This is a genomic window from Streptomyces racemochromogenes (assembly GCF_039535215.1).
GTDB classification, from domain to species: Bacteria; Actinomycetota; Actinomycetes; order Streptomycetales; family Streptomycetaceae; genus Streptomyces; species Streptomyces racemochromogenes.
This window is the reverse complement of the sequence record NZ_BAAAWT010000001.1, coordinates 6391287-6411275: the sequence shown is the minus strand read 5'-3', so window position 1 is coordinate 6411275 and position 19989 is coordinate 6391287. Positions and strand designations below refer to the sequence as shown.

Genomic DNA, 19989 nt, shown 5'->3' with positions numbered 1-19989 from the left:
TCGCTCACGCGGCGGCCCGCTCGGTGTCGTCCGCGTTCGCCGGGGTGATGCCCTTGGTGGAGGCGATCACGCCCTTGAGCTTCTTGGCGAGGGCCTCGTAGAACATGCTGAGGGGAAACTCGTCGGGAAGCACGTCGTCCACGAGCTTGCGCGGCGGCTGCGTCAGGTCCAGGGCGTCGGGGCCCTTGGCCCACTTGGAGCCCGGGTGCGGGGCGAGGTAGGTGGAGACCAGCTCGTAGGCCTTGAACCAGTGGACCAGCTTCGGGCGGTCGATGCCCGCGCGGTAGAGGTCCTCGATCTCGGCGCACAGCTGGTTGGTGACCTGCGGGGCACGCATCCAGTCGATCTTCAGCTTGTTGTCCGTCCAGCGCACGACGTCGTGCTTGTGGAGGTACGCGAAGAGCAGCTGGCCGCCGAGGCCGTCGTAGTTGCGGTTGCGGTCACCGGAGACGGGGAAGCGGAACATCCGGTCGAAGAGGACGGCGTACTGGACGTCACGGCCGTGCTCGTTGCCCTCGGACTCCAGCTTCACGGCCTCCTTGAAGGCGGTGAGGTCGCAGCGCAGCTCCTCCAGGCCGTACATCCAGAACGGCTGGCGCTGCTTGATCATGAACGGGTCGAACGGCAGGTCGCCGTGGCTGTGGGTGCGGTCGTGGACCATGTCCCACAGGACGAAGGCCTTCTCGCAGCGCTCCTGGTCCTCGACCATGCGGGCGATGTCCTCGGGCAGCTCGATGCCCAGGATGTCCACGGCGGCGCCGGTCACCTTGCGGTAGCGGGCGGCCTCGCGGTCGCAGAAGATGCCGCCCCAGGTGAAGCGCTCGGGGGCCTCGCGCACGGCGATGGTCTCCGGGAAGAGCACGGCGGAGTGGGTGTCGTAGCCCGGGGTGAAGTCCTCGAGGGTGATGCCGAGGAAGAGCGGGTTGTCGTACCGGGTGCGCTCCAGCTCGGAGAGCCACTCGGGCCACACCATCTTCAGGACGACGGCCTCGAGGTTGCGGTCCGGGTTGCCGTTCTGCGTGTACATCGGGAAGACCACGAGGTGCTGCAGGCCGTCGGCGCGCTGGGCGGCCGGGTGGAAGGCCAGCAGGGAGTCGAGGAAGTCCGGCACGCCGAAGCCCTGGGCGACCCACTTGCGCAGGTCGGCGACGAGCGCCGCGTGGTACGCGGTGGCGTGCGGCAGCAGCGGGGACAGCTCCTCGACGGCGCCGGCGACCCGCTCCACGGCGGCCTCGACGTCGGCGCGGGCGGGGGCGCCCTCGGCGTCGAAGTCGATCGATCCGTCCTTGGCCTGCCAGGGGCGGATCTCCTCCACGGCGGCCTTGAGCACGGGCCAGGCGGGGTGGTCGACCACCCGCGCGCCAGCGGTTATCACGGCACCGCCGGAGCCCGGCACAAGAGTTTCCGTCATGTCACTTCCTCCACAGGAGAACCTCGCGTTAAGACAGCGTATGCATGCGAGGCTCCCCTGCTCAAGAGGAATCTAAGGAAAATATCCTGTGGGACCCCCCACTCCACCGGAAGTCTTCCCGTAACTCACGGTGGAATCCACCACTCCGCCTAGTAGTTGACCCGTTCGGCCTCCCCCGCGGCACGGCGAAAAGAAAGAGGGGACTCCCCCACTCAGGCGCGCTCCCCACCGCCGCGCTCCTCCCGGAAGTGCGGGATGACCTTCTCCCCCCACTGCCGCAGGGTCTCCAGACAGGCCTCCTGCGGCACCGTCCCCATCTGCACCAGGCACATCACCTCGTCCGCGCCGGCCGCCCGCAGCCGCTCCACGTACGCGATGGCCTCGTCCGCGCTCCCGTAGGCGTGGTCGGCGTTGAAGGTGGCGGTGGAGGTCGGCCGCACCGGGATGTCCAGCTCGTGCAGCCGGGCCACCACCTGCTCGGCGGCCCGGCGCATCTGCGCCGTCTCGTCGGCGCCGGCCACCACCGCCTCGTCCGGCACGCCCGCGCCGCCGTACCAGTGCCCGATGGACTGCGCGAAGAACCGCTGCCCCCGGACACCGATCCGGCGCGCCTCCCGGGGGTCGTCGAGCACGATGGTCGGGCAGAGCACCGAGAAGTGGTCGTTGACGGCCGTGGAGACGAACCGGCTGCCGTCGCGGGCGGCGAGCGCGGCGTCGTACACCGCCCGCATCCCCGCGATCGACTCCGGCCCGGCGAAGCCCATCACCAGGGCCCCGACGCCCAGTTCGGCGGCCTGCACCAGGGTCTCGCCCCGGCTGCACGCCAGGAACAGCGGCGGATGGGGCCGCTGGGCCGGGCGCGGCAGGATCGGGTGGGGGCCGATGTCCAGCAGTTCGCCGCGGTACTCCAGCTCCTCCTCCTGCCAGGCCTTCCCGATGATCCGCAGCGCTTCCTCCACCTCGGCGGTGGTGCGCTCCCGGTCCACCCCGCACAGCGAGGTCTCCTGCTCGGTGCCGCCGCGCCCGGCGCCCAGGTCGAGCCGCCCGCCGGAGAGCAGGTCGAGCATCGCGGCCCGTTCGGCCACGCGCACCGGGTGGTTGAAGTTGAAGGGCATGCACACGACGCCGTGGCCGATGCGTATCGTGTCCGTCCGGGCCGCGACCCAGGTCAGGAAGACCTCCGGGGCACTCATGTGTGCGTACCACTTCAAGGAGTGGTGCTCGACGGCCCAGATCCGGTCGAATCCCATGCGTTCGGCGAGGACCGCCTGCTCGACGCAGTCCCGGATGACCTGGTGTTCCCGTTCCACGGTCGGATCGGCCAGCTGAGCCTCGAAGATCACGGAGAATTTCACGATGCCTCCAGGGATGCGTCCCGTGCCCGGTCTTACTTCGATTAGGAATATGACTAGTAGTCAGACTTCGAAGAAGCAAGAGCTCCCGCCGACCGCGTGGGCGGTGCTCGGCCTGCTGTCGTTCCCCGGCGAGCGCACCGGCTACGAGCTGAAGAAGTGGGCGGACTCCTCCCTCCGCTTCTTCTACTGGTCGCCCGCGATCAGCCAGATCTACGCCGAACTGCGCCGCCTGGAGGAGCTGGGATACGCGGCCTCCGCGCGCTCGGGGCCCGAGGAGGTCCGCGCCAAGCGCCGCTACGCCATCACGGAGGCGGGCCGCGAGGCCCTCGCGGGCTGGGCCTCGGACACCGCGGACGCCGGGCCTCCGGTGCTCAAGCACGGGCTCCTGCTGCGGATCTGGCTGGGACACCTGGCCGAGCCGGAACGGCTGCGCGCGATGGTCGAGGACCACGTGGAGCGGACCCGGCGCGAGCTGGCCGCCGTGCGGGAGGCGATGGAGCACGCCGCGGACGTACCGGAATGGGCCTTCCCGGTGCTCGCCCTGCGCTGGAGCGAGCGGCAGCACCTGGCCGAGCTGGACCTGGCCGGCGCCCTGCTCGACGACCTCCGCGAGGCCGCGGCACGGACCGCCGGAGCCGGGGAGAGGCCCGCCGGGCACGTCCCGGGAGCCGGGGAGCGGGCCGCCGGGACCGCCGGCTGAGCCGGTGCGCGGCCCGTCGGCACGGCGCCGCGTCAAGCCGGCGGGGACGCGCCCACGCAGGGGTGACGCGACGCGGCGCCCCCAGCCCGCCGGGCGGCGCGCACCCCTGGCGGGAAGCGGCCGGAGGGCTTCCGCGGGCCCTTGCACGACCGGTCCCATCGCGCGCGGGGCGCACTAGCATGCGTCCTCACCGCGCGCGGCCGGTCGGGACACCGCGACCGTGCGGGGAGCCGCCCTCGACGGAAGCGAGAGAACCTTGACTTTCCTCACCATCGGTCACCGCGGGGTCATGGGTGTCGAGCCGGAGAACACCCTGCGCTCGTTCCTGCGCGCGGAACGCTGCGGGATGGACGTCATCGCGCTGGACGTGCGCCTCAGCAAGGACGGCGCCCTGGTCGTCCTGCACGACGCCGAGGTCGACCGGACCACCGACGGCACGGGCGCCGTCGCCGACCTGACCCTCGCCGAGCTGCGCGGGCTGGACGCCGGTCAGGGCGAGCGCGTCCCGGTCCTGGAGGAGGTCCTGGACGCCGTCCGCGTCCCGCTCCAGGTGTCGGTGCGGGACCGGGCCGCGGCCACCGCGCTCGCGGAGCTGATCGTGCGCCGCGACCTGGGCGCCCGGGTGGAGGTGGCCTCCGGGGACGGGGAGCTGCTCGCGGAGGTCGCCCGGCGGGCCCCCGGCGTCCGGACGGCCCTGCACCCGGAGCGGCCCGGCGCGGCCGCCGAGGACCTCGTGGACCTGGCGCTGGCGGCGGGCGCCCGCACCGTGGCCCTGGACATCCGCCGGCTCACCCTGGAGACGGTGGAGGCGGCCCACGCGGCGGGGCTGCGGGTGACGGGGCGGGCGGTCGACACCCTGGACCGGCTGCGGCTGGCGCGGGCCCTGCAACTGGACGGCGCGGCCACCGACTTCCCGGAGGTCCGCAGCACCGGGCGCTTCACCGCGTAGGCGTACTACAGCGCCTTGACCAGCAGCTCGAAGGCGAGGTCGTCGCGGAGCGGCACGCCGAAGCGCTCATCGCCGTAGGGGAAGGGGCTCAGTTCGCCCGTGCGCTCGTAGCCGCGTCGCACGTAGTAGGCGATGAGCTCCTCCCGTACGTTCACCACGGTCATCCGCATCTGCTCGGCGCCCCAGGTCTCGCGGGCCCGGCGCTCGGCCTCCGCCAGGACCTCCTTGCCGAGGCCGGCGCCCTGGAGCCCGGGGCGCACCGCGAACATGCCGAAGTAGGCGTGGTCCCCGCGGTGTTCGAGCTGGCAGCAGGCGACGAGTTCGCCCGCGCGCTCCACCACCAGCAGGATGCCGTCCGGGTCGGCGATGATCGCGCCCACGCCCTCGGGGTCGGTGCGCTGCCCGTCCAGGAAGTCGGCCTCCGTGGTCCAGCCGGCCCGGCTGGCGTCGCCGCGGTAGGCCGACTCGACGAGGGCCACCAGGTCCGGTACGTCCGCCTCCACGGCGCTGCGGAAGCTGAGGGCGGCGGCGGGCTGGGCGGTCGGCATCGGGGGCTCCGTTCATCGCGGCGGCATATGACATGCCTCGTACGGCAAGCAGAGCCTAACCCGGGTCGGCGTGAGGGCGGCGTGAGCAGGGAATCCCTTCTGCTGACGCCGACGAACCGGGAGGTTCCGCCGTGCACGGATCCGCGATGCCCCTCACCCTGGCCTGGATGCTCGTGGCGCTGTGCGCGGCGAGCGGCGGGTACTGCCTGCTGCGGGCGCGCAGAGCGGACCGGCGCACGCGCGGGGCGGCGGCCGGCGAGGCGGTGATGGGCTTCGGGATGGCGGCGATGGCCCTGCCGGCGGACACCGGGCCGTGGGGCCCGGCGGTCCTGCTGGCCGTCTTCTGCGGGGCGGCGCTGCACGCGCTGTGGCTGCTGCGCGACGGGGTGCACCACGCGCACCACCTGGTCGGCTCGCTGGCGATGGCGTACATGGCCCTAGCCATGACCGCCGGACACGGGCACGGCCGGGCGGGGCTGCCCGTGGTGACCGGGGCGCTCCTCCTCTACTACGCCGGGTACGTGCTGCTGGGCGGGGCCCGGCTGGTGACGGCGGGCGGGGCCGCGCGGCCGGTGGCGCCCGTCCCGGGCGGGGCGCCGGGCGGAGTGCCGGGCGGGGCCGGGGAGCTGACGCGGGCCTGCCGACTGGCCATGGGGACGGGGATGTTGGCGATGCTTCTGGCCATGTGAGGCCCGCGGCAAGGGGGTCGGGGCGCGGGGGTGACGTGTCCTGCGTCACCAATGCCCCGAGCCCGTACCGGTGGGCGGGGCCGCGCTCATAGGCTGGCGGACATGATGGTCCCCGCCGCTCTCCTGCTGCTCGGCGCACTGACCGCGGTGCTCGCGCCCCGCCTGCTGGCCCGGGCCCAGTGGCCCGAACGCGAACCGGTGGTCGCGCTGTGGGTGTGGCAGTGCGTGGTGGCCGCGACCCTGCTGTGTCTGGCGCTGTCGATGCTGCTGAGCGCGGCCGCCGCCTGGCAGGCGGTGCGGGGCCGGCTGTTCGCCGCGGCCCCGCACGGGGTGGCCGACGCGTACGCGCTGGGCGCGGAGGGCGGCGCCTGGGCCGCGGGTACGGCGCTGGCGCTGGCCTGCGGGGGGCTGTGGACCGGGGCGATGCTGGCGCGGGAGGTGCTGCGGGCGCGGGCCCGGCGACGCGCCCGGGGCGCCGAACTCCTGGTCCGGGCCCCGCTGCTGCCGGGCGAAGACCCGGCCGCGGCGCGCCTGGTGGTGCTGGAGGGTCCGCGTCCGGAGGCCTGGTGGCAGCCCGGGCCGGCGCCGCGGCTGGTGGTGACCACGGCGGCGCTGGGCCGGCTCAAGGGCAGCCAGCTCGACGCGGTGCTCGCGCACGAGCAGGGGCACGTGGCGGCCCGGCACGACTGGCTGCTGCACTGTTCGCGGGCGCTGGCCCAGGGGTTCCCGCAGGTGCCGGTGTTCGCGGCGTTCGAGGCGCAGATGCACCGGCTGGTGGAACTGGCGGCCGACGACGTGGCCTCGCGGCGCTACGGCCGGCTGACCGTCGCCCTGGCCCTGGTCGGGCTGAACGAGGACCGGGGCGTGTTCGGCCCGTGCGGGCCCGAGGAGGCGCACGTCCCGCAGCGGGTGCGGCGGCTGTTGTCGGCCCCGCCGCGCCTGTCGCCGACGCGGCGGCTGAGACTGACGGCGCTGGCCGCGCTGGTTCCGGCCGTTCCGCTGCTCGTGGCCTTCGTACCGGGGCTGAGCGCGCTGACCTGAGGGCGCGGCCCGCGTGCTGACAGGATCAAGGGCATGCGGAACACGTGGCTTTCCAGGGCCGGGGTAGGCTGCGCGCTGCTCGCGGCCGTGCTGACCGTGCTCGTGGTGGCGCACTGGCCGCCCCTGATCTCGTACGACGACCGGCTCGCGCGGGACCTGCACGCCTACGCCGTCACCCATCGCGGGGTCACCCACCTCGTGCGGGTCCTCGCCGACTGGGTCTGGGACCCGTGGACGATGCGCGCCGTGGCCGCCGTGGCCTGCCTGTGGCTCTGGTCGCGCGGGGACCGCTCGCGGGCGGTACGGGTGGGGGCGGCGGTGCTGGCGGCAGCGGCGGTGCAGCAGGGACTGAAGGCGCTGATCGGCCGGGCCCGCCCGCAGTGGCCGGATCCGGTCGCGACGGCGCACTTCGCGGCGTACCCCTCGGGCCACGCGATGACGGCCACGGTGGTGTGCGGGCTGCTGCTGTGGCTGCTGCCCGCGAAGGCGCCGCGGGGCGCGGTGGCCGCGGCCTGGACGGTGGCGGCGGTGTCGGTGCTCGGGGTCGGCTTCACCCGGATCTACCTGGGCGTCCACTGGTTCTCGGACGTGCTCGCGGGCTGGCTGCTGGGCGTGGCCGTGGTGTCGCTCGCGGCGTTCCGGCATGCCTGCCCGGGGCGATCCCCCGCGTCGCCCCGAGCAGATCTGTGACCATGGCGAACGGGTGAATCCCCAGCGCTAGGGCCTGCATCGACGCCCGCTCCTCTGGGTTCCTCTGGGTTCCTCTGGGTTCCGTGGGGGAGATCATCTCCCATTTTTCTCCCACACTCTCCCCCAGCAAGTCGACGGCCCCCCTTCGGCCACGAAGGGGGGCCGCCTTGCGCCGGCCACCGCCGAGGGGGCCACCTGGCAGGGCGCCGGCACATCCGGAGAAGCAACCGTTCGATCGACCGATTCTCCAAGATCAGAAAATGCGGGATACATCCCGCAGACAAAACGATCTTGATGTTTAAGTGTTCAGTGGGTGCAACCCGCTACGCCCCCGTGGATCCTCGAAGCCCGTATCAGACTCGGGGACCGGATCCGCGACGCCCGCATGGAGGCGGACCTCACCCAGGAGAAGCTTGCCGAGTTGGCCGGGGTAGACCGGACCACCCTGCAGAAGACAGAGGCCGGCAAGACGGATCCGAAGTTCTCGCAGCTACTCCGCCTTGCGCGCGCCCTTCGCCTCCCGGCGAGGGACCTCATGCCGTAGCGCTACTCTTCAGCCGCCCACTTTCGGCCATCGGGCGGGGTTCCCATCCTGCCCTGTCATATGCCGGTCCGGTAGACGTAGCGCGCATATATGCACACGTAGTGTTCGCACGGGGTGTGAAGCCGCGCAGCGAGATCCCGCTCGCCCTCACCGCCGTGGGGGCGAGCGGGAGGTGTATCCCTATCCCCAGCCGATGTCGGCGGTCGTCGGCGTGGGGGTGGGCGTCGGGGTCGGTCCGGCCGGCGCGATGCCCCAGCCGATGTCGGCGACGACGGCCGGAGCCGGCGCGGTCGGTGCTTCGTCGGCGGCTGCGGGTACGGCGAACGCGGCGGCGGCAACTGCCGCTGCGGCCAGGGCCAGGCGTTTGGCGATCATTTCAACCCCTCCCGATTCGAACAGGCGAGTGGTTGCCCGTTCCGGTTCGAAACATTGCCATGTGCATGTGCCTGCGTCCAGACTCGTCAGGCTGTCAGTACAGGCAGTGCGCGATCCGGAAGAAAGGGGAACCGTGGAAGCCGACGACGAGAACGGGTCGATACTGCCGCTCACCGCCCAGGACATTGACGACTACAAGGCCGTCGCGGCCGGCGAAGCCCTGGACGGGACCCCCGAGCGGCTCCTCCGGCTCGGCCTCGTCGTGCAGAGCCACTACGCCGACGAGCACCCCGTCGCTGTCGACCCCCGTGACGCCCTCCAGAAGCTCCTCGAAGCCAGGCAAGCCGAACTCTCCGCAGTCATAGAGCAGCTGAGGCTCCTACCCCAGCTGGAGGCCCTTCAGGCCGTCTACGAGCCGAGGCGGAAGGTCGGGCAGGCGGGAAGTGAGCTGCTGCAGACCATGACACAGATGGATACCCGCATCGGCGAGGCCTCGTCACGCGCGACCGTCGAGTGCCTGTCGGCTCAGCCCATTCCTCGAGCGCGCCGGAACCCGAAATCGCTCAAGACCGGCCTCGATCGCAGCCTCACACTGCTCCGCCGGGGGGTGGCGGTGAGGCTCCTCTACGGGCCTGCCGCACTGACCGAGCCCGAAACGCGTGACTACGTGGAGCAGTTCATTGCCGAGGGCGGTGGCGTGCGGATCCACCGGCAGCCGTTCATCCGGACGTTAATCGTGGACAGCAGCAATCTCTTCATCGACGACTACTCCGGCCCTCAGCCCGGGGTTGCCGCCGGGTGGCACATCACCGATCGCGCCGCGGTGGCCTGGGCGCGCCGGGTGTATACGCACCTGTGGGAGTCGTCCTACACGTGGGCGGAGTCCCTGGCCTGGGACACGAATGTGCTGACGGAAAGGCAGTTGAAGATCTTGGGCGACATGGCCGCCGGCTATGCCAAGGAGACCATCGCTCATCGGATCGGCATCAGCCTTCGCCAGCTCACCGCAGATCTGACGGAAGCCCGCATGACCCTGGGGATGCGGTCCACGTACCAGCTGATGGGCTGGTACGGGCGGTGGGAGGCGCGCCGTTAGGGGGATGCAGGGCAAGGCCCGATCGGCGATCTAGGATCTGCGGGTGGCAATCGAACTGACCAACGACTTGATCCAGCTCCAACGCACGTCGGACGCGGCACACGAGGCCGTCCGCGCAGACCCGACCCCCGAGGCCTGGGCGGCCTGGCGGGAGGCGGCTGGCGCGGCCCAGGCCGCGGTCACCGCCTACGCGAAGGAGATCGGCGAGCCCCGCAACAAGGTCGAGGCCGCGGTGAAGAAGGTGGTACGGCACTCCGAGCCCGGGGAGTAGGCCTCGGCAAACACCAGCAACGGCACCAGTCGCACCCCTACCGTTGCGGTATGACCCCAAATGCAGGAGTGATCCGGGCGGCCAAGGCGAGTCGGCGGGGCGTCCGCGACCACAACGCTGACGCAGCGGCGATCCATCTCGTACCCGACACTGCGGTGGTGGGCGCGGCCGTCGTGGACGGCATCGGCAGCAACCCCGAGGTCGCCCGATTCGCCGATATCGCGGCGGAGGTCGCGGCCCGAGTCGGTGCTCGCAAGACCGCGACGCTCGGCATTCTGGCCGCGGCCGAGCTGGTGGGTGCGCCGGCCGCTGCGAGCATCTCGCCGGACGGGGTCGCCGTCGTCGCGATTGCCGAGCCCGGCTCGGACACGTCCATCGCCTGGACGGGCGACGCCAGGGTGTACGGCTGGGACGGTGCGGTGCTGCGGCAGCGGAGCACTGACCACACGGTCGGGCAGTACCTCCGCATCAACGGGGGTGTCGCCATCGAGCTAGCCGAGGCCCACGACAACTGGATCCGGGCGACGCTCGGACGCTCATCCATCGCCACCGTGCATTTCGCGGAGGTCGAGGACCAGCTGGTCCTTCTCACGAGCGACGGCGTTCATGACACGCTGGGGCACGAGCAGCTGCAGAAGCTCGTCGAGGCCCACGCCGACGACCCGCAAGCGCTGGCGGATGCCCTCGTTGCGGCGGTCGAGGCCGACGGCGACGGCTACCGGGACGATGCGACGGCAGTCGTCCTGCTCGTCGGGGCCTGACATGCCTCCGCCCGTCGGTCGCTGTCCCGACGGGCGGAGTAGCCGGCGCAGCAGCATCCCCGCTAGCTAGTGCCGGTGTGATGCGCCCATTCTGGTGGAGGGGTCTGACAATCACATGCGCCAATCGGCGTAGAATCGAACTTGTGTCCGATCTGCCGCCCGACCTACCCCGCCTCCGCACCCTGGAGACGTGGCTCGAGATGACCCTCGCCCGGGTCCAGCGGCAGATCGCCGTCGAGGAGGCGCGCCAGGCCGAGGTCGCCGCCCGCCTGCCTCTCCCGCCGCCACCAGACTGGGAGCTCGAGCTGGACCTCGGCCGCCGGCCGGTCCGCGTCCACGTCGGCGGGTGTGGCATCGGCGGCAAGGGCTTCCGCCGCAGGCCGCTCACCAGGGAGGCGGCGCTTCGTGCCCTCGGCGTCGACCAGCTGGAGTCGTGCCCTTACTGCCGGTCGGCCGCCGCGCTCGGCGTGCTGGACTGACCGACCGGCCGCAGGCTGAAGAGATGGGCCAGGCGCCGATCCTCGTACACCGGATCTCACCGTCGGGCGGCCGACGGGTGGTGATCCGCGTCCACGGTGTCGACACCGTCCTCGGCGTGGCCTACTCGGACGCCGACCTGATTGAGTTTCTGCGCCGGATCGAGGTGCCGGATCCGGACGAGCTGGTGCTCGGCGACTCTGAGGTCATCGCCTGGCAGGGCGGAAGGCCGCACGTGTACGAGGAGACCGACGAGCCGTAGGCGCGCGACGACCCTCCCGTGGGGAGCCGGGAGGGGCGCCGGCCCGGGATGGTCCGGTGGCAGCACCGTAGACCCGCAGGTCGAGCGGCGGTAGGCATATGACAGAGGGAGTTCCGAAAACGAGATGCCCGCCCCCGCTGGATGCGGAAGCGGGCGTCCGTCGCGCTGGGCAGCCTCAAGTGGTCTGCCACATCTCCCGGAGTTCACGCAGCACCTGGGGCCACGAGGAATCATCTGGCAGTGAGATGAGCCCGGCGTCAGCGAGCGAGGCCGTGATGGCGCGGGCAGACGGGATGCCACGGCCGTACCACGTGCTGTAGTCGGGGTACGGAGCGCTCGGTAACACCTCAGCCGCACGGGCAACCACTCGGTCCAGAACCCCAAGGTGGCCGATGCCCTTGTGCTCAAGCACGAACCGTAGAACTTGGACAGCCGTCCCGGGCGGCAGGCCGAGCTGTGCATCCGCGGCCCGTGCGGCATCGGGGCCGAAGATCTCCTCCAAAGCTCTCGGGTCGAGCGAGGCGAGCAACTCGGCCATGGCTGGCGTAAGCATCTTGTCTCGGGCAATCTCGCGCAGAACGCTTCTCACATCCTGCGCCACCACGTCGGGGACCTGTCCGGAGGTGTGGGCCGCCACGGCCGCGGCCAGGTGTGATGACGCGCGCCAACGGTCGCTTGGATTCTCCCGGGAAGCCAGCACCGTGAAGATCTCCGGGTAGTACAACCCGAGATCAGAGAGAGCGGCGGCTACCTCCGCCCTCCCGCCAGCCCAGGCGCTGAAGGCGGCTGGCTCTAGAGACATGCCGGCTCGCTGGGCCAAGGCAGCCCAAGGGGCTGCAGCGGAGACTGCCCACGGGATCAAGGAGAGATACCGCAAGGCGTCTGCGCTAGGCATGTCGGGGCGCCGAGCTACATGGCTGACGAGGGATGTCAGGTGGAAGTCAAGGCCGTCATCGGCGCCCCGGAGTCGCCCCCAGACTGAGCGACAGTTCCTCCACAGTTCTTCACTGACCCTCTGCTGGGTGCGTAGTAAACGAATCTGGCTGCTCAGGCCACCGGTAAGCGCATCGCCTTCTGGGTCCTCCGCCGCTTGTAGGCGCAGAAGGGCCTCCTGGACCGCTTCCTCCAGAGGCAGCCCCGACACGTCGCCTGGTGCCAACGGTCCGCCGAGCGCCTCCCTGCAGTTCCGCGCCAATTCGGCCCACGCCGACTCGCGCTGCTTAGCCTTCAGCTCTGCCTGTTCGCGCTCGACTATGCGTCGACCCGCAGCCGTACTCGCCTGATTCAATAGCGGCTCGCCGGCGACGACGCGCCGAGTGATCTCCTCCCGCTCCGCGACGAGCAGTTCGGCTACAGGTACGTCCTCCCTCAGGATGGTGATCAGTGGTGCGATGCCAGCCTCCCTGAGTTCAGCGATCCAAGGAGCAACCTTGCTGGCAGGGCTGGAGAGGTGGCCTGCGAGCCGCTCTTCCAACGCCTTCGTGGTCTGTCCGACGTACCGAACGACTCCGTCCCGCGGATCGGAGAGGGCGTAGATGCGCCCCACGGCCGGGCTCACGACTCCTCCAGTTCCCTGGCCGCGCGCTGCTGTCCGACGGAGGGCCGGTGTCCTGCCCGCAGCTCCGGCACGTACTTGTAGAGCGTGGTCCGGCTGATACCTAGCAGCTTGGCGATCGAGGTGATCGACGCCTCGGGGTTCGCCAGCATGGAACGCGCGTGAACGATCTGCTCCTGCGTCATAGCTGGCGGCCGCCCAATGCGTTCGCCGCGGGCGCGCGCCGCAGCGAGGCCCTCGTGGGTGCCCTGGACGATGAGTTCGCGGATGAACTCGGCGAGCGCGGCGAAGACATGGAAGACGAGCCTGCCGCCGGGGGTGGTGGTGTCGAGCGCTTCGTGGAGTGAGCGGAAGCCGATGCCGCGCTTGCGGAGGCCGGCGACGATGGCGATGAGGTCCTGGATGGACCGGCCGAGTCGATCGAGGGATGGAACGACGAGGGTGTCGCCGGGGCGGGCGTACTCCAGCGCCTTCCAAAGTTCTTCGCGCTCGACAGTCTTGCCGGACTTCTTGTCGGCGAAGACCTTGGCGCAGCCGCAGTCGGCGAGTGCGGCGATCTGTCGGTCGAGGTTCTGTCCCTTGGTGGAGACGCGGGCGTATCCGATGAGGACGCCGGTCACGTTGGCGGGGAACGCGGCGAGGGTGTCTTCGCCGTCGGCTGCCCACTGGGCGGCGGTGGTCATGAAAGAACCGTACAGAAAAGGGTGGTTGATGGGTGATGAACGTGTTGAGTTTTTGGACACCCTTTATGGACGGCATGCGGGTCTAGAAGTGCCTGGATGGCTCCACCGAGGCACACCGTCCAACAACCGATCGATTGATGAACAGCCAGTCCGTACCGGAACAGCGTGAAGCCCCTACTGCGTGGGCAGCAGGGGCTATCAATCAAGCTCCAAGCTTGGGTGCTCCGCCCACGGCCGTCACGAGCCGATCGAACGCAGCCAAGGCTGCTGGGTGGTCTTCATGCGGAAGTGCCGATCTTTCCATCACACCGAGGTAGCCGATGACTGCTGCAGGGAGAACCTCGGCCTCAGGGGTCAGCCGTTCGATCGCTCTCCGTTGGTACTGGAACAGGACCGACTCCTTGACCCGCTCGTTCCCGAACGACGCATGTTCATCCACGCGATCGAGGCTCGGCCCAACCTGTTCGGCCACTTCCACCCGCCACTCGCCGACCAACTGAACGAGCGCCTCGCGCACTTCTCGCTGCTGTCGCTTCCTGAGCTTGCGGGCCTCTGACACGACCGACGTCGCGAACGAGGCCAGCAGTCGGCCGGTGAACCGGCTCGGATCGTAGGTGCTGCTGGCGTCAAGCCCTTCGCGGGCGTAGACCACCTCGGCACGCTTCTCCAAGACCAACTGCCGCAGATTCGCCTCCGCCTCGGCCTGCTTCTTGCCAGCCTCCTGGCGGCGAGCAATCCACGGCGCGAGGACGGCTCCCAGGGCCACCGTTGTAAGCGCTGCGACCGGCACCGTTTGTGCTGCCGTGGTCCACGCGGACTGTGCGATCAGCATCTGCACTCCTCCCTGAATGGCCTGATGCTAAGCCGGGGCACAGCGAAAGGCCCCCACGCCGAAGCGTGGGGGCTGACCGTTCTCCCGCTCAGAGGTCGTGGTTGATGAACTCGCGGGCCCGGTCGGGGATGGGCGGCGCCGCGGGGGGCTCCATGCCGAGGGAGCGGATGTGGACGGTCAGGCCGCGGACTCGGTCGATGAGGTACGACACCGCGACGAGGGCGCCTTCGACCTGCTTCTCCGATGCGGCGGCGCGGTCTCGGAGCGCCTTGATCTCCCCGCCCTGACGCTGCAGTTCCTTGTCCATGCGGTCCGTTACAGCGGAGAAGTCGTCCCGGGACTCCTGCCGCCGGGTGCGCCGCGCAGCTCGGCCGGCGAAGATGCCGGCCATGGCGGTCGCGCCGGTGACGCCGATCGACGCCCAGGTCTCAGCACTCATAGGGGGGCTCCGCTCTCTTGGTGCGGGGCGGCTCGGGCCACCCTGCGACCACAAGGACCGGGGCGGTGATGGCCGCCCACACGGCTGCCGCCACCCAGCCGCGGGGTAAGCCCCCGTCGAGCCAGGCGACGAGGTACGAGGCCATCCACGGCACCACCACCAGGGGCAGTGCGTAGAAGGCCGCAGCGTCGCGGCCCGGCGGAGCCCACGCAGATGCCAGCGCGGTGATTCCTGCGACGATCCAGCACCAGCCCCATGCCTCGAGGGGCATGAGCCGGAGGAGGAGTCCCAGCCCGCGCTGGTCAGGCTGGGGAGTGATGAGCTGCGCGTATCCGTAGAGGATCCAGACGAGTCCGTAGCAGGAGAGGATCGCGCCGCGGCGGCCCAGCTTGACGCGGAGAATCCGGGCCGCGTGGCAGCGCCACACTTAGACCCCCTTGGCGAGGGAGGCCGAGTTGGTGACGCTGATGACGCGGGCGACGACGCCCTTGACGAGCGCGACCGCGGCTGCGACGCCGGCGAGGGCGGCGGTACGCCACATGCTCAGGTCGAAGGGCTGCGTCACGACCAGGGTGGCGATGAACGCCTGCAGGAACGTGGTGACCACGCGCTCGGCGAGGTCCCGGGCGTAGGTGGCGCCGGTCTTGATGACGGTGTCGCCGGAGGGCAGGAGTTCCATGGTGATCCTCTCGAGGGGTCAGACGTTGGGGACCTGGAGCTTGGCCCAGGAGGTGGGGCCGGGGATGCCGTCGGCGTCGGTGCCGGTGTAGCCGAGCTTGCGCTGCCAGGCTGCGTAGGACGCCTTGTCGCCGGAGCCCCAGACGTCGAGGTTGGTGTTGCTCTGGTACCGGTTGCAGCCGACGGCGACGAGCCGGGCGTGCATGGCGGCGATGATCGGGGAGCGGCGGCCAGGGGTGAAGAAGCCGGCGCCAGGGAACGGCTCGTAGGTGGGCTTCGGGGGTGCGGGCGGCTGCGCCGTTCCGGCCGCCGAGAACAGGGCCGCGATGTCGAGGTCGCCGGGGTCCCAATGGTCGTTCCCAGGCACCTGGCAGTGGCCGAACCACCCGCCCTGCGTGGTCCAGGTGGACCTCGAGCGGGAGACGTCGTCGCTGCCCGTCCGCGATAGCCGTCCTGCCGGGAAGACGTCCGGGACACCCCAGGAGCGGACGGCCCTCATCATGGCGCGGTAGTTGGGGCCGGGGGTCCAGTAGCTGGTGAACGGCTTGGCGGCCTTGGCCATGAACTCGATCTGGATGCAGACGAGTCCGGTGCGGTTGGTTCGCAGGGTCCCGTCGTTGCGCAGAGCACGGGCGGACTGGTTCAGCGGCCCGAACTGGCCGAGCATGTCGATGATGGGGTCGTACAGCAGGTGAGGCTCGGACGCCTTCTCGATCAGGTAGTCGGCGGTGTCTCGGAACGCTGCAAGGGTTCCCGAGCTGCCCTCGGTGGTGTGGTCTACCGCCCGTGGCGGCGCATTCGGGGTGTCCATGGCGCCGCCAATGACGCCGTCACCGAGTCTGATCGCCTCGGGGATCCAGATCTCTCCCATGGTGGCTCCTGGGCATGAAGAAGCCCCCGTCGTTGCGGGGGCGGGGTGGCTGTTCGATGACGGGTGGCGGGTCGGGCGGTTCCTGGCCGGCTGCGGGGCGCTGTTCGGACACGGGCAGCGGCAGGACGACGTCGAGGGAGCCGGGCGGCACTTCGATGGGCTGACCCACAGGACCTCCTAGGACTGGATCTGGGAGGCGGCCAGGATGGTGCACTTCACGCTCCCGGCGCCGGCGGTGCGCCGGGCCTGGACTCGGATGTCGACCTGGTCGCGGACCGCGCCGGGGAGGGTGAACGGTCCGACGGTGGTGGCCGTCTGACTGAAGGTGACGCTGGTGGCTGCGGCTACCGCGGTGCCGTTGACCGTCACTTGGACCTCACCGGTGGTGGGGCCGGCGTCGGAGGTGTGGCCGATGATGACGAAGCCGAACGGCTGCTGCTTGTACGTGCTGATCCGGTGGATGTCCTCGAACGTGGCGGACGTAGACCCGGGCCAGTCTGTGTACCTTGCCGGCGCCGAGGGCATCGCGAGGTAGGGCAGGGCGAGACCCTGGCCGCTGACGTAGTCCTCGGCCAGGACCGGCATCCCGCCCACGTCGTACCAGGTCCAGCCGGGACCGAAGGCGAAGGCCGAGCTGCCGTCTCCGCGACGGAGCACGGTGAGGAGCTGTGCCGCCCTCTCACTGACGATCCGCTCCAGCCGCTTGACCGTCCGCCACAGGTCAGACGGGACGCTGGGGAGCTGGTCGAGTCGTCGTGTCACGAGTCCTCCAGCAGAATCGGGCTGATGCGATCACTGGCCGGGTCCAGTTCCCAGGCGTAAGCCCGCGCGGTGACCGTGATGCCGGCCGGGTGACGGGGCGATCGGGCGATGGCGACGGTCAGGGAGTCGCCTAGCCCCCACACGATCCCCAGCCGGGGCGCCACGGAGGCGACCGCCTGGAGTGTCCAGGCTTGAGCCCCACCGCGCATCAGGCCGAGGGAGGCCGCGGCGTGGGCGTTGAGCTGCGTACTGGAGATGATTCCGGACGCCGGGCTGTAGTGGTGCTCCCAGAGGCACCACCCGTCGGCGAGGAGATCGGTGTCGGTGAGGGTGGAGGAGGTGCTGCGCGAGCCGCCTTCGACCTCGCCCCTTGCGGTGATGGAGTTCGCTCCCTTGCCCCGCTCGTAGGACTCGTCGAGTTCGTAGGAGCCGATACAGCCGGGCAGGTCGAAGACAGCCTCTCCGACCGTCTCGGTGGTGCCGATCTGCGGTGCGATGCGCAGGACGAGTTCGACTGCGGTGTGCGCGGCGTCAGCCCAGACCGTGTCGACCGTCCACTCGGGTGCACCTTCGATGGAGTCGAGCTCCTGCAGGCAGGAGAGGACGGTCTTGTCCTCGGTGTCGAGCACCGTGTAGTCGGCGAGGGTGCCGCACAGGCTGGCGTCGATGCTGAAGGGCGGCCCGTTGGCGAGGAGTGGCGCCGCGACTCCTTCCATGATGGTGGAAATGTCGGTGTCGGCCGCAGCGTGGGAGGTGTAACGGCGGTCGAGGTAGGCCTCGGGGGTGGCCGCGGACAGGGAAAGCGCGCTGGACGAACCACCCTTGCGGGATAGTGGGACCCCGGACCAGATCGGCGTGTCGGTGACGGTGTCGACGGCGAGGAGGAGCGTCCGGGCGGGGTCGGTGGCACTTTTCCATTCGGCTGGTGCGCCGTCGAGGTCCAGCTCGACAGAGCTGGAGGTGACGGCCCCGAGGCGCCGGCTGAGTGGCTGGTTGCGTAGTGACCGGAGTTCCTCGGCGATTTGCCCACTGCGCAGGTCGACGGCGTACCAGGCGAGCGTGTACGGGCCGGACATCAGGCGATCTCGTAGGTGACGGTGATGTTCTTTTGGTGCGTGTTTGCCCAGGTGATGGGCACTGTGGGGTTCCAGGTGGCGCCGGAGGACCCGTCTGCCGCGGTCGGGCCCATGACCTTGCAGTGGGCCCCTTGCGACTGGATGCGGACGACGCAGGGGTGGTACGAGGTCGAGGGTCGGATTGCGAGGGCGGAGCCGACCCAAGAGTTCTCGAGGTTCGGCAACGTGGCCGCAGTGAAAGGCAAAAGATACTTGTACTCACCAGTGCCGTAAGTGGTGGTCGACCCCATGATCACGTTGATGCGCGCGTGGCACGTCTTCCCGAGCAGGCTGTACCGCCCGCTGATGGTGCCGTTTCCGAGGCTGGGGTTGACGGTCGCGGTCCAGGTGGGCGTGTAGGTCACCCAGTCCCCCGGGGCCATCCATGTGCTTCCGTTCCACGTCTCGAGGGTCCCGCGTGTCGCGTTGAACCGTGTCTGTCCGGTGTAGGCGCCTGAGATGGCAATGTCGGCCGCCGAGCTAACAGGCAGGATCCCGCCTGGCGCCACCGTGACCTGCCGGACGGTCGAGGAGACGGTTGCGGCGCCAGTGCCGCCGCCGCCGGTAGACGGCACCGTAATGGTGGCGAGAGGGATGTAGATTTCGGTCGCGCCCGGAGTGGGGGCCACGGGGGAGCCGGACGGCGTGCCGGCAAGGTAGACCGTGTCCGCCTTGTTCAACCCGGAGGAGTCGACGGTGGTGTCCCAGACGCGCAGGTAGACGAGGTCGATCCGGCTGAAGCTGGCATTGGCGGCCGTGAGGGTGCCGGGGCTGGTGGCGGCGAGCTGGGCCCGGTACACGCCCTGGCCGGCACGGTGGAGGATGGCGACGCCGCCGGTGACGTTGACGGTGGTTCCGGCGAGGCTTACGGCAAGGCCCGGGTCGCCGGCGCGGATGCCGGCGCGGGAGCCCAGGGCAGTGCCGTTGGCCATGACCATCATGGAGTCCATGGCCCGGACTTCGCCCTGGTCGTAGGTGAGAGGGCCCAACCAGAGGGGATCGGTGGCGACCACGGGGGCCTCCTTACATCCAGGCTGACCGGCAGGTGCCGGTCAGCAGGGCGGCGGCGTCGTAGGCAAGGGCGGACCACTGGACCGCCAGTGAGCTGGTTGGTCCGATCTCGGGCCAGGAGCCGGAGAGGTAGCGGCGCCTGCTGACGGTGCCGTTGAGGGTGACCGAGTGGGCGGCGGTGTCGATGACGAGGGTGTCGCCGAGGACGAGCGTTGCCGCGTATGAGAGCTGGTCGACCGTGCCGTCGGGGTGTGTGCAGACGATGATCGGGTTGACGGCCGGCCCCTGCACGGTGAAGACCGGTCGGGTCCCGATCGACCCGTCGTTGATCAGCGTGAAGGCGCCGCCGGTGATCGTGGTGGCGAAGCTGATCGGCATGCTGATGGGCAGGGTCAGGCCGCCAGTGACCGAGGGCAGGCCGGTGGACTGCGTTTGCAGCGTGGTGGAGTAGCGGCGGGGGTCGTAGGCCGTGACCATCAGGCTGTAGCTGGCGTTGTACGGGCCCTCGAGCTGAACTAGGACGTCGCCCGACCGCCTGACCGTGACCTGCTTGGGGATGGACTCGGCGACGGTCAGGATCGTGTCCTCGAGGGCCACCGCTGCGATGAGTTGCTCGACTGCGGCGTCGCGGGCCGACTCCGTCTGTGCTTCGATGCTGCCCACGATGGTGATGGGCCTGGCATCCAGGTAGACGGGGGCGGGCCAGGAACCGTGGTCGGCCTGCCGGGGAGAGGCCTCGGCGCGCACGCCGGGAGAGCTCCACCCCTGCAGGTCTGTTACCACCCAGTCCACCCCTGAGTCGTCGGATATCGACAGCTGCAGGGACCCCAGGGTGACGGGCCGGCTGCCCAGCTGGGTTGCCACTGGCGCCTCC

General features: G+C 70.4%; 26 protein-coding genes. 11 read left to right on the top strand and 15 right to left on the bottom strand.

Annotation, left to right across the window (positions count from 1 at the left end; translation table 11 throughout):
- Nucleotides 1-4 precede the first annotated feature (4 nt).
- Together ABD973_RS29720 and ABD973_RS29715 are read right to left on the bottom strand one after the other, a co-directional pair.
- Nucleotides 5-1411, bottom strand: coding sequence for a DUF6421 family protein (locus ABD973_RS29720; protein WP_125602524.1), 1407 nt, complete (start codon nucleotides 1409-1411; stop codon nucleotides 5-7).
- 212 nt (nucleotides 1412-1623) lie between these two features.
- Nucleotides 1624-2766 (bottom strand): LLM class flavin-dependent oxidoreductase, encoded by a 1143-nt coding sequence (locus tag ABD973_RS29715; protein ID WP_125820214.1) that lies wholly within the window; start codon nucleotides 2764-2766, stop codon nucleotides 1624-1626.
- A 49-nt stretch (nucleotides 2767-2815) separates the two neighbouring features.
- On the opposite strand from ABD973_RS29715, the gene ABD973_RS29710 reads away from it, so the two are divergent.
- Both ABD973_RS29710 and ABD973_RS29705 read left to right on the top strand, forming a co-directional pair.
- Nucleotides 2816-3466: a PadR family transcriptional regulator gene (locus tag ABD973_RS29710; protein WP_164720831.1), complete on the top strand. Its 651-nt coding sequence runs from the start codon at nucleotides 2816-2818 to the stop codon at nucleotides 3464-3466.
- A 256-nt stretch (nucleotides 3467-3722) separates the two neighbouring features.
- Nucleotides 3723-4415, top strand: coding sequence for a glycerophosphodiester phosphodiesterase (locus tag ABD973_RS29705; protein WP_125602530.1), 693 nt, complete (start codon nucleotides 3723-3725; stop codon nucleotides 4413-4415).
- Nucleotides 4416-4420: 5 nt separating this feature from the next.
- Here ABD973_RS29705 and ABD973_RS29700 read toward each other — a convergent pair whose 3' ends face one another.
- Entirely contained in the window at nucleotides 4421-4963 is a 543-nt protein-coding gene (locus ABD973_RS29700; RefSeq protein ID WP_125820216.1) for a GNAT family N-acetyltransferase, read from the bottom strand.
- A gap of 131 nt (nucleotides 4964-5094) precedes the next feature.
- Here ABD973_RS29700 and ABD973_RS29695 point away from each other — a divergent pair, with 131 nt between their 5' ends.
- From ABD973_RS29695 to ABD973_RS29680, 4 genes are all read left to right on the top strand, one after another.
- Entirely contained in the window at nucleotides 5095-5652 is a 558-nt protein-coding gene (locus ABD973_RS29695; protein ID WP_125820217.1) for a DUF5134 domain-containing protein, read from the top strand.
- 102 nt (nucleotides 5653-5754) lie between these two features.
- On the top strand, nucleotides 5755-6693 hold the full coding sequence (locus ABD973_RS29690) for a M56 family metallopeptidase (RefSeq protein ID WP_125597259.1): 939 nt from the start codon (nucleotides 5755-5757) through the stop codon (nucleotides 6691-6693).
- A gap of 33 nt (nucleotides 6694-6726) precedes the next feature.
- Nucleotides 6727-7383 (top strand): phosphatase PAP2 family protein, encoded by a 657-nt coding sequence (locus tag ABD973_RS29685; protein ID WP_345503186.1) that lies wholly within the window; start codon nucleotides 6727-6729, stop codon nucleotides 7381-7383.
- 313 nt (nucleotides 7384-7696) lie between these two features.
- On the top strand, nucleotides 7697-7927 hold the full coding sequence (locus ABD973_RS29680) for a helix-turn-helix transcriptional regulator (RefSeq protein WP_345503184.1): 231 nt from the start codon (nucleotides 7697-7699) through the stop codon (nucleotides 7925-7927).
- A gap of 180 nt (nucleotides 7928-8107) precedes the next feature.
- Here ABD973_RS29680 and ABD973_RS29675 read toward each other — a convergent pair whose 3' ends face one another.
- Nucleotides 8108-8302 carry a hypothetical protein gene (locus ABD973_RS29675; RefSeq protein WP_345503182.1) on the bottom strand — a complete coding sequence of 65 codons (195 nt, stop codon included), beginning with the start codon at nucleotides 8300-8302 and terminating at the stop codon, nucleotides 8108-8110.
- Between the two features lie 133 nt (nucleotides 8303-8435).
- Here ABD973_RS29675 and ABD973_RS29670 point away from each other — a divergent pair, with 133 nt between their 5' ends.
- The 5 genes from ABD973_RS29670 (at nucleotide 8436) to ABD973_RS29650 (ending at nucleotide 11169) form a co-directional block, all read left to right on the top strand.
- A complete protein-coding gene (locus ABD973_RS29670; RefSeq protein WP_345503180.1) occupies nucleotides 8436-9398 on the top strand; it encodes a hypothetical protein in 963 nt (320 codons plus the stop codon).
- A gap of 43 nt (nucleotides 9399-9441) precedes the next feature.
- On the top strand, nucleotides 9442-9669 hold the full coding sequence (locus ABD973_RS29665) for a hypothetical protein (RefSeq protein ID WP_345503178.1): 228 nt from the start codon (nucleotides 9442-9444) through the stop codon (nucleotides 9667-9669).
- A 50-nt stretch (nucleotides 9670-9719) separates the two neighbouring features.
- The gene (locus ABD973_RS29660) at nucleotides 9720-10430 is read left to right on the top strand and encodes a PP2C family protein-serine/threonine phosphatase (protein WP_345503176.1); all 711 of its coding nucleotides are present in this window, start codon (nucleotides 9720-9722) and stop codon (nucleotides 10428-10430) included.
- 143 nt (nucleotides 10431-10573) lie between these two features.
- Nucleotides 10574-10909 (top strand): DUF6233 domain-containing protein, encoded by a 336-nt coding sequence (locus tag ABD973_RS29655; protein WP_345503174.1) that lies wholly within the window; start codon nucleotides 10574-10576, stop codon nucleotides 10907-10909.
- 23 nt (nucleotides 10910-10932) lie between these two features.
- Nucleotides 10933-11169, top strand: a complete 237-nt coding sequence (locus tag ABD973_RS29650) for a hypothetical protein (RefSeq protein WP_345503172.1) — start codon at nucleotides 10933-10935, stop codon at nucleotides 11167-11169.
- Nucleotides 11170-11344: 175 nt separating this feature from the next.
- On the opposite strand, the gene ABD973_RS29645 is transcribed toward ABD973_RS29650, so the two are convergent.
- From ABD973_RS29645 to ABD973_RS29595, 11 genes are all read right to left on the bottom strand, one after another.
- Nucleotides 11345-12727 (bottom strand): GIY-YIG nuclease family protein, encoded by a 1383-nt coding sequence (locus ABD973_RS29645; RefSeq protein WP_345503170.1) that lies wholly within the window; start codon nucleotides 12725-12727, stop codon nucleotides 11345-11347.
- Entirely contained in the window at nucleotides 12724-13407 is a 684-nt protein-coding gene (locus ABD973_RS29640) for a recombinase family protein (protein ID WP_345503168.1), read from the bottom strand. The genes ABD973_RS29645 and ABD973_RS29640 overlap by 4 nt, the downstream gene beginning before the upstream one ends.
- 202 nt (nucleotides 13408-13609) lie before the next feature.
- Nucleotides 13610-14239: a hypothetical protein gene (locus ABD973_RS29635; RefSeq protein WP_345503167.1), complete on the bottom strand. Its 630-nt coding sequence runs from the start codon at nucleotides 14237-14239 to the stop codon at nucleotides 13610-13612.
- An 88-nt stretch (nucleotides 14240-14327) separates the two neighbouring features.
- Nucleotides 14328-14678, bottom strand: a complete 351-nt coding sequence (locus ABD973_RS29630) for a hypothetical protein (protein WP_345503165.1) — start codon at nucleotides 14676-14678, stop codon at nucleotides 14328-14330.
- Nucleotides 14668-15105, bottom strand: coding sequence for a hypothetical protein (locus ABD973_RS29625; protein ID WP_345503163.1), 438 nt, complete (start codon nucleotides 15103-15105; stop codon nucleotides 14668-14670). The genes ABD973_RS29630 and ABD973_RS29625 overlap by 11 nt, the downstream gene beginning before the upstream one ends.
- Nucleotides 15106-15357, bottom strand: coding sequence for a hypothetical protein (locus ABD973_RS29620; RefSeq protein WP_345503161.1), 252 nt, complete (start codon nucleotides 15355-15357; stop codon nucleotides 15106-15108). It abuts the gene before it with no gap.
- Nucleotides 15358-15375: 18 nt separating this feature from the next.
- Complete coding sequence (locus ABD973_RS29615; RefSeq protein ID WP_345503159.1) at nucleotides 15376-16227, bottom strand: peptidoglycan-binding protein; 852 nt, start codon at nucleotides 16225-16227, stop codon at nucleotides 15376-15378.
- A 177-nt stretch (nucleotides 16228-16404) separates the two neighbouring features.
- The gene (locus tag ABD973_RS29610; protein ID WP_345503157.1) at nucleotides 16405-16989 is read right to left on the bottom strand and encodes a hypothetical protein; all 585 of its coding nucleotides are present in this window, start codon (nucleotides 16987-16989) and stop codon (nucleotides 16405-16407) included.
- Nucleotides 16986-18065 (bottom strand): hypothetical protein, encoded by a 1080-nt coding sequence (locus tag ABD973_RS29605; protein ID WP_345503155.1) that lies wholly within the window; start codon nucleotides 18063-18065, stop codon nucleotides 16986-16988. The genes ABD973_RS29610 and ABD973_RS29605 overlap by 4 nt, the downstream gene beginning before the upstream one ends.
- Entirely contained in the window at nucleotides 18065-19117 is a 1053-nt protein-coding gene (locus ABD973_RS29600) for a hypothetical protein (protein ID WP_345503153.1), read from the bottom strand. The genes ABD973_RS29605 and ABD973_RS29600 overlap by 1 nt, the downstream gene beginning before the upstream one ends.
- 10 nt (nucleotides 19118-19127) lie before the next feature.
- A complete protein-coding gene (locus ABD973_RS29595) occupies nucleotides 19128-19979 on the bottom strand; it encodes a phage tail family protein (RefSeq protein ID WP_345503151.1) in 852 nt (283 codons plus the stop codon).
- Nucleotides 19980-19989: the final 10 nt, after the last annotated feature.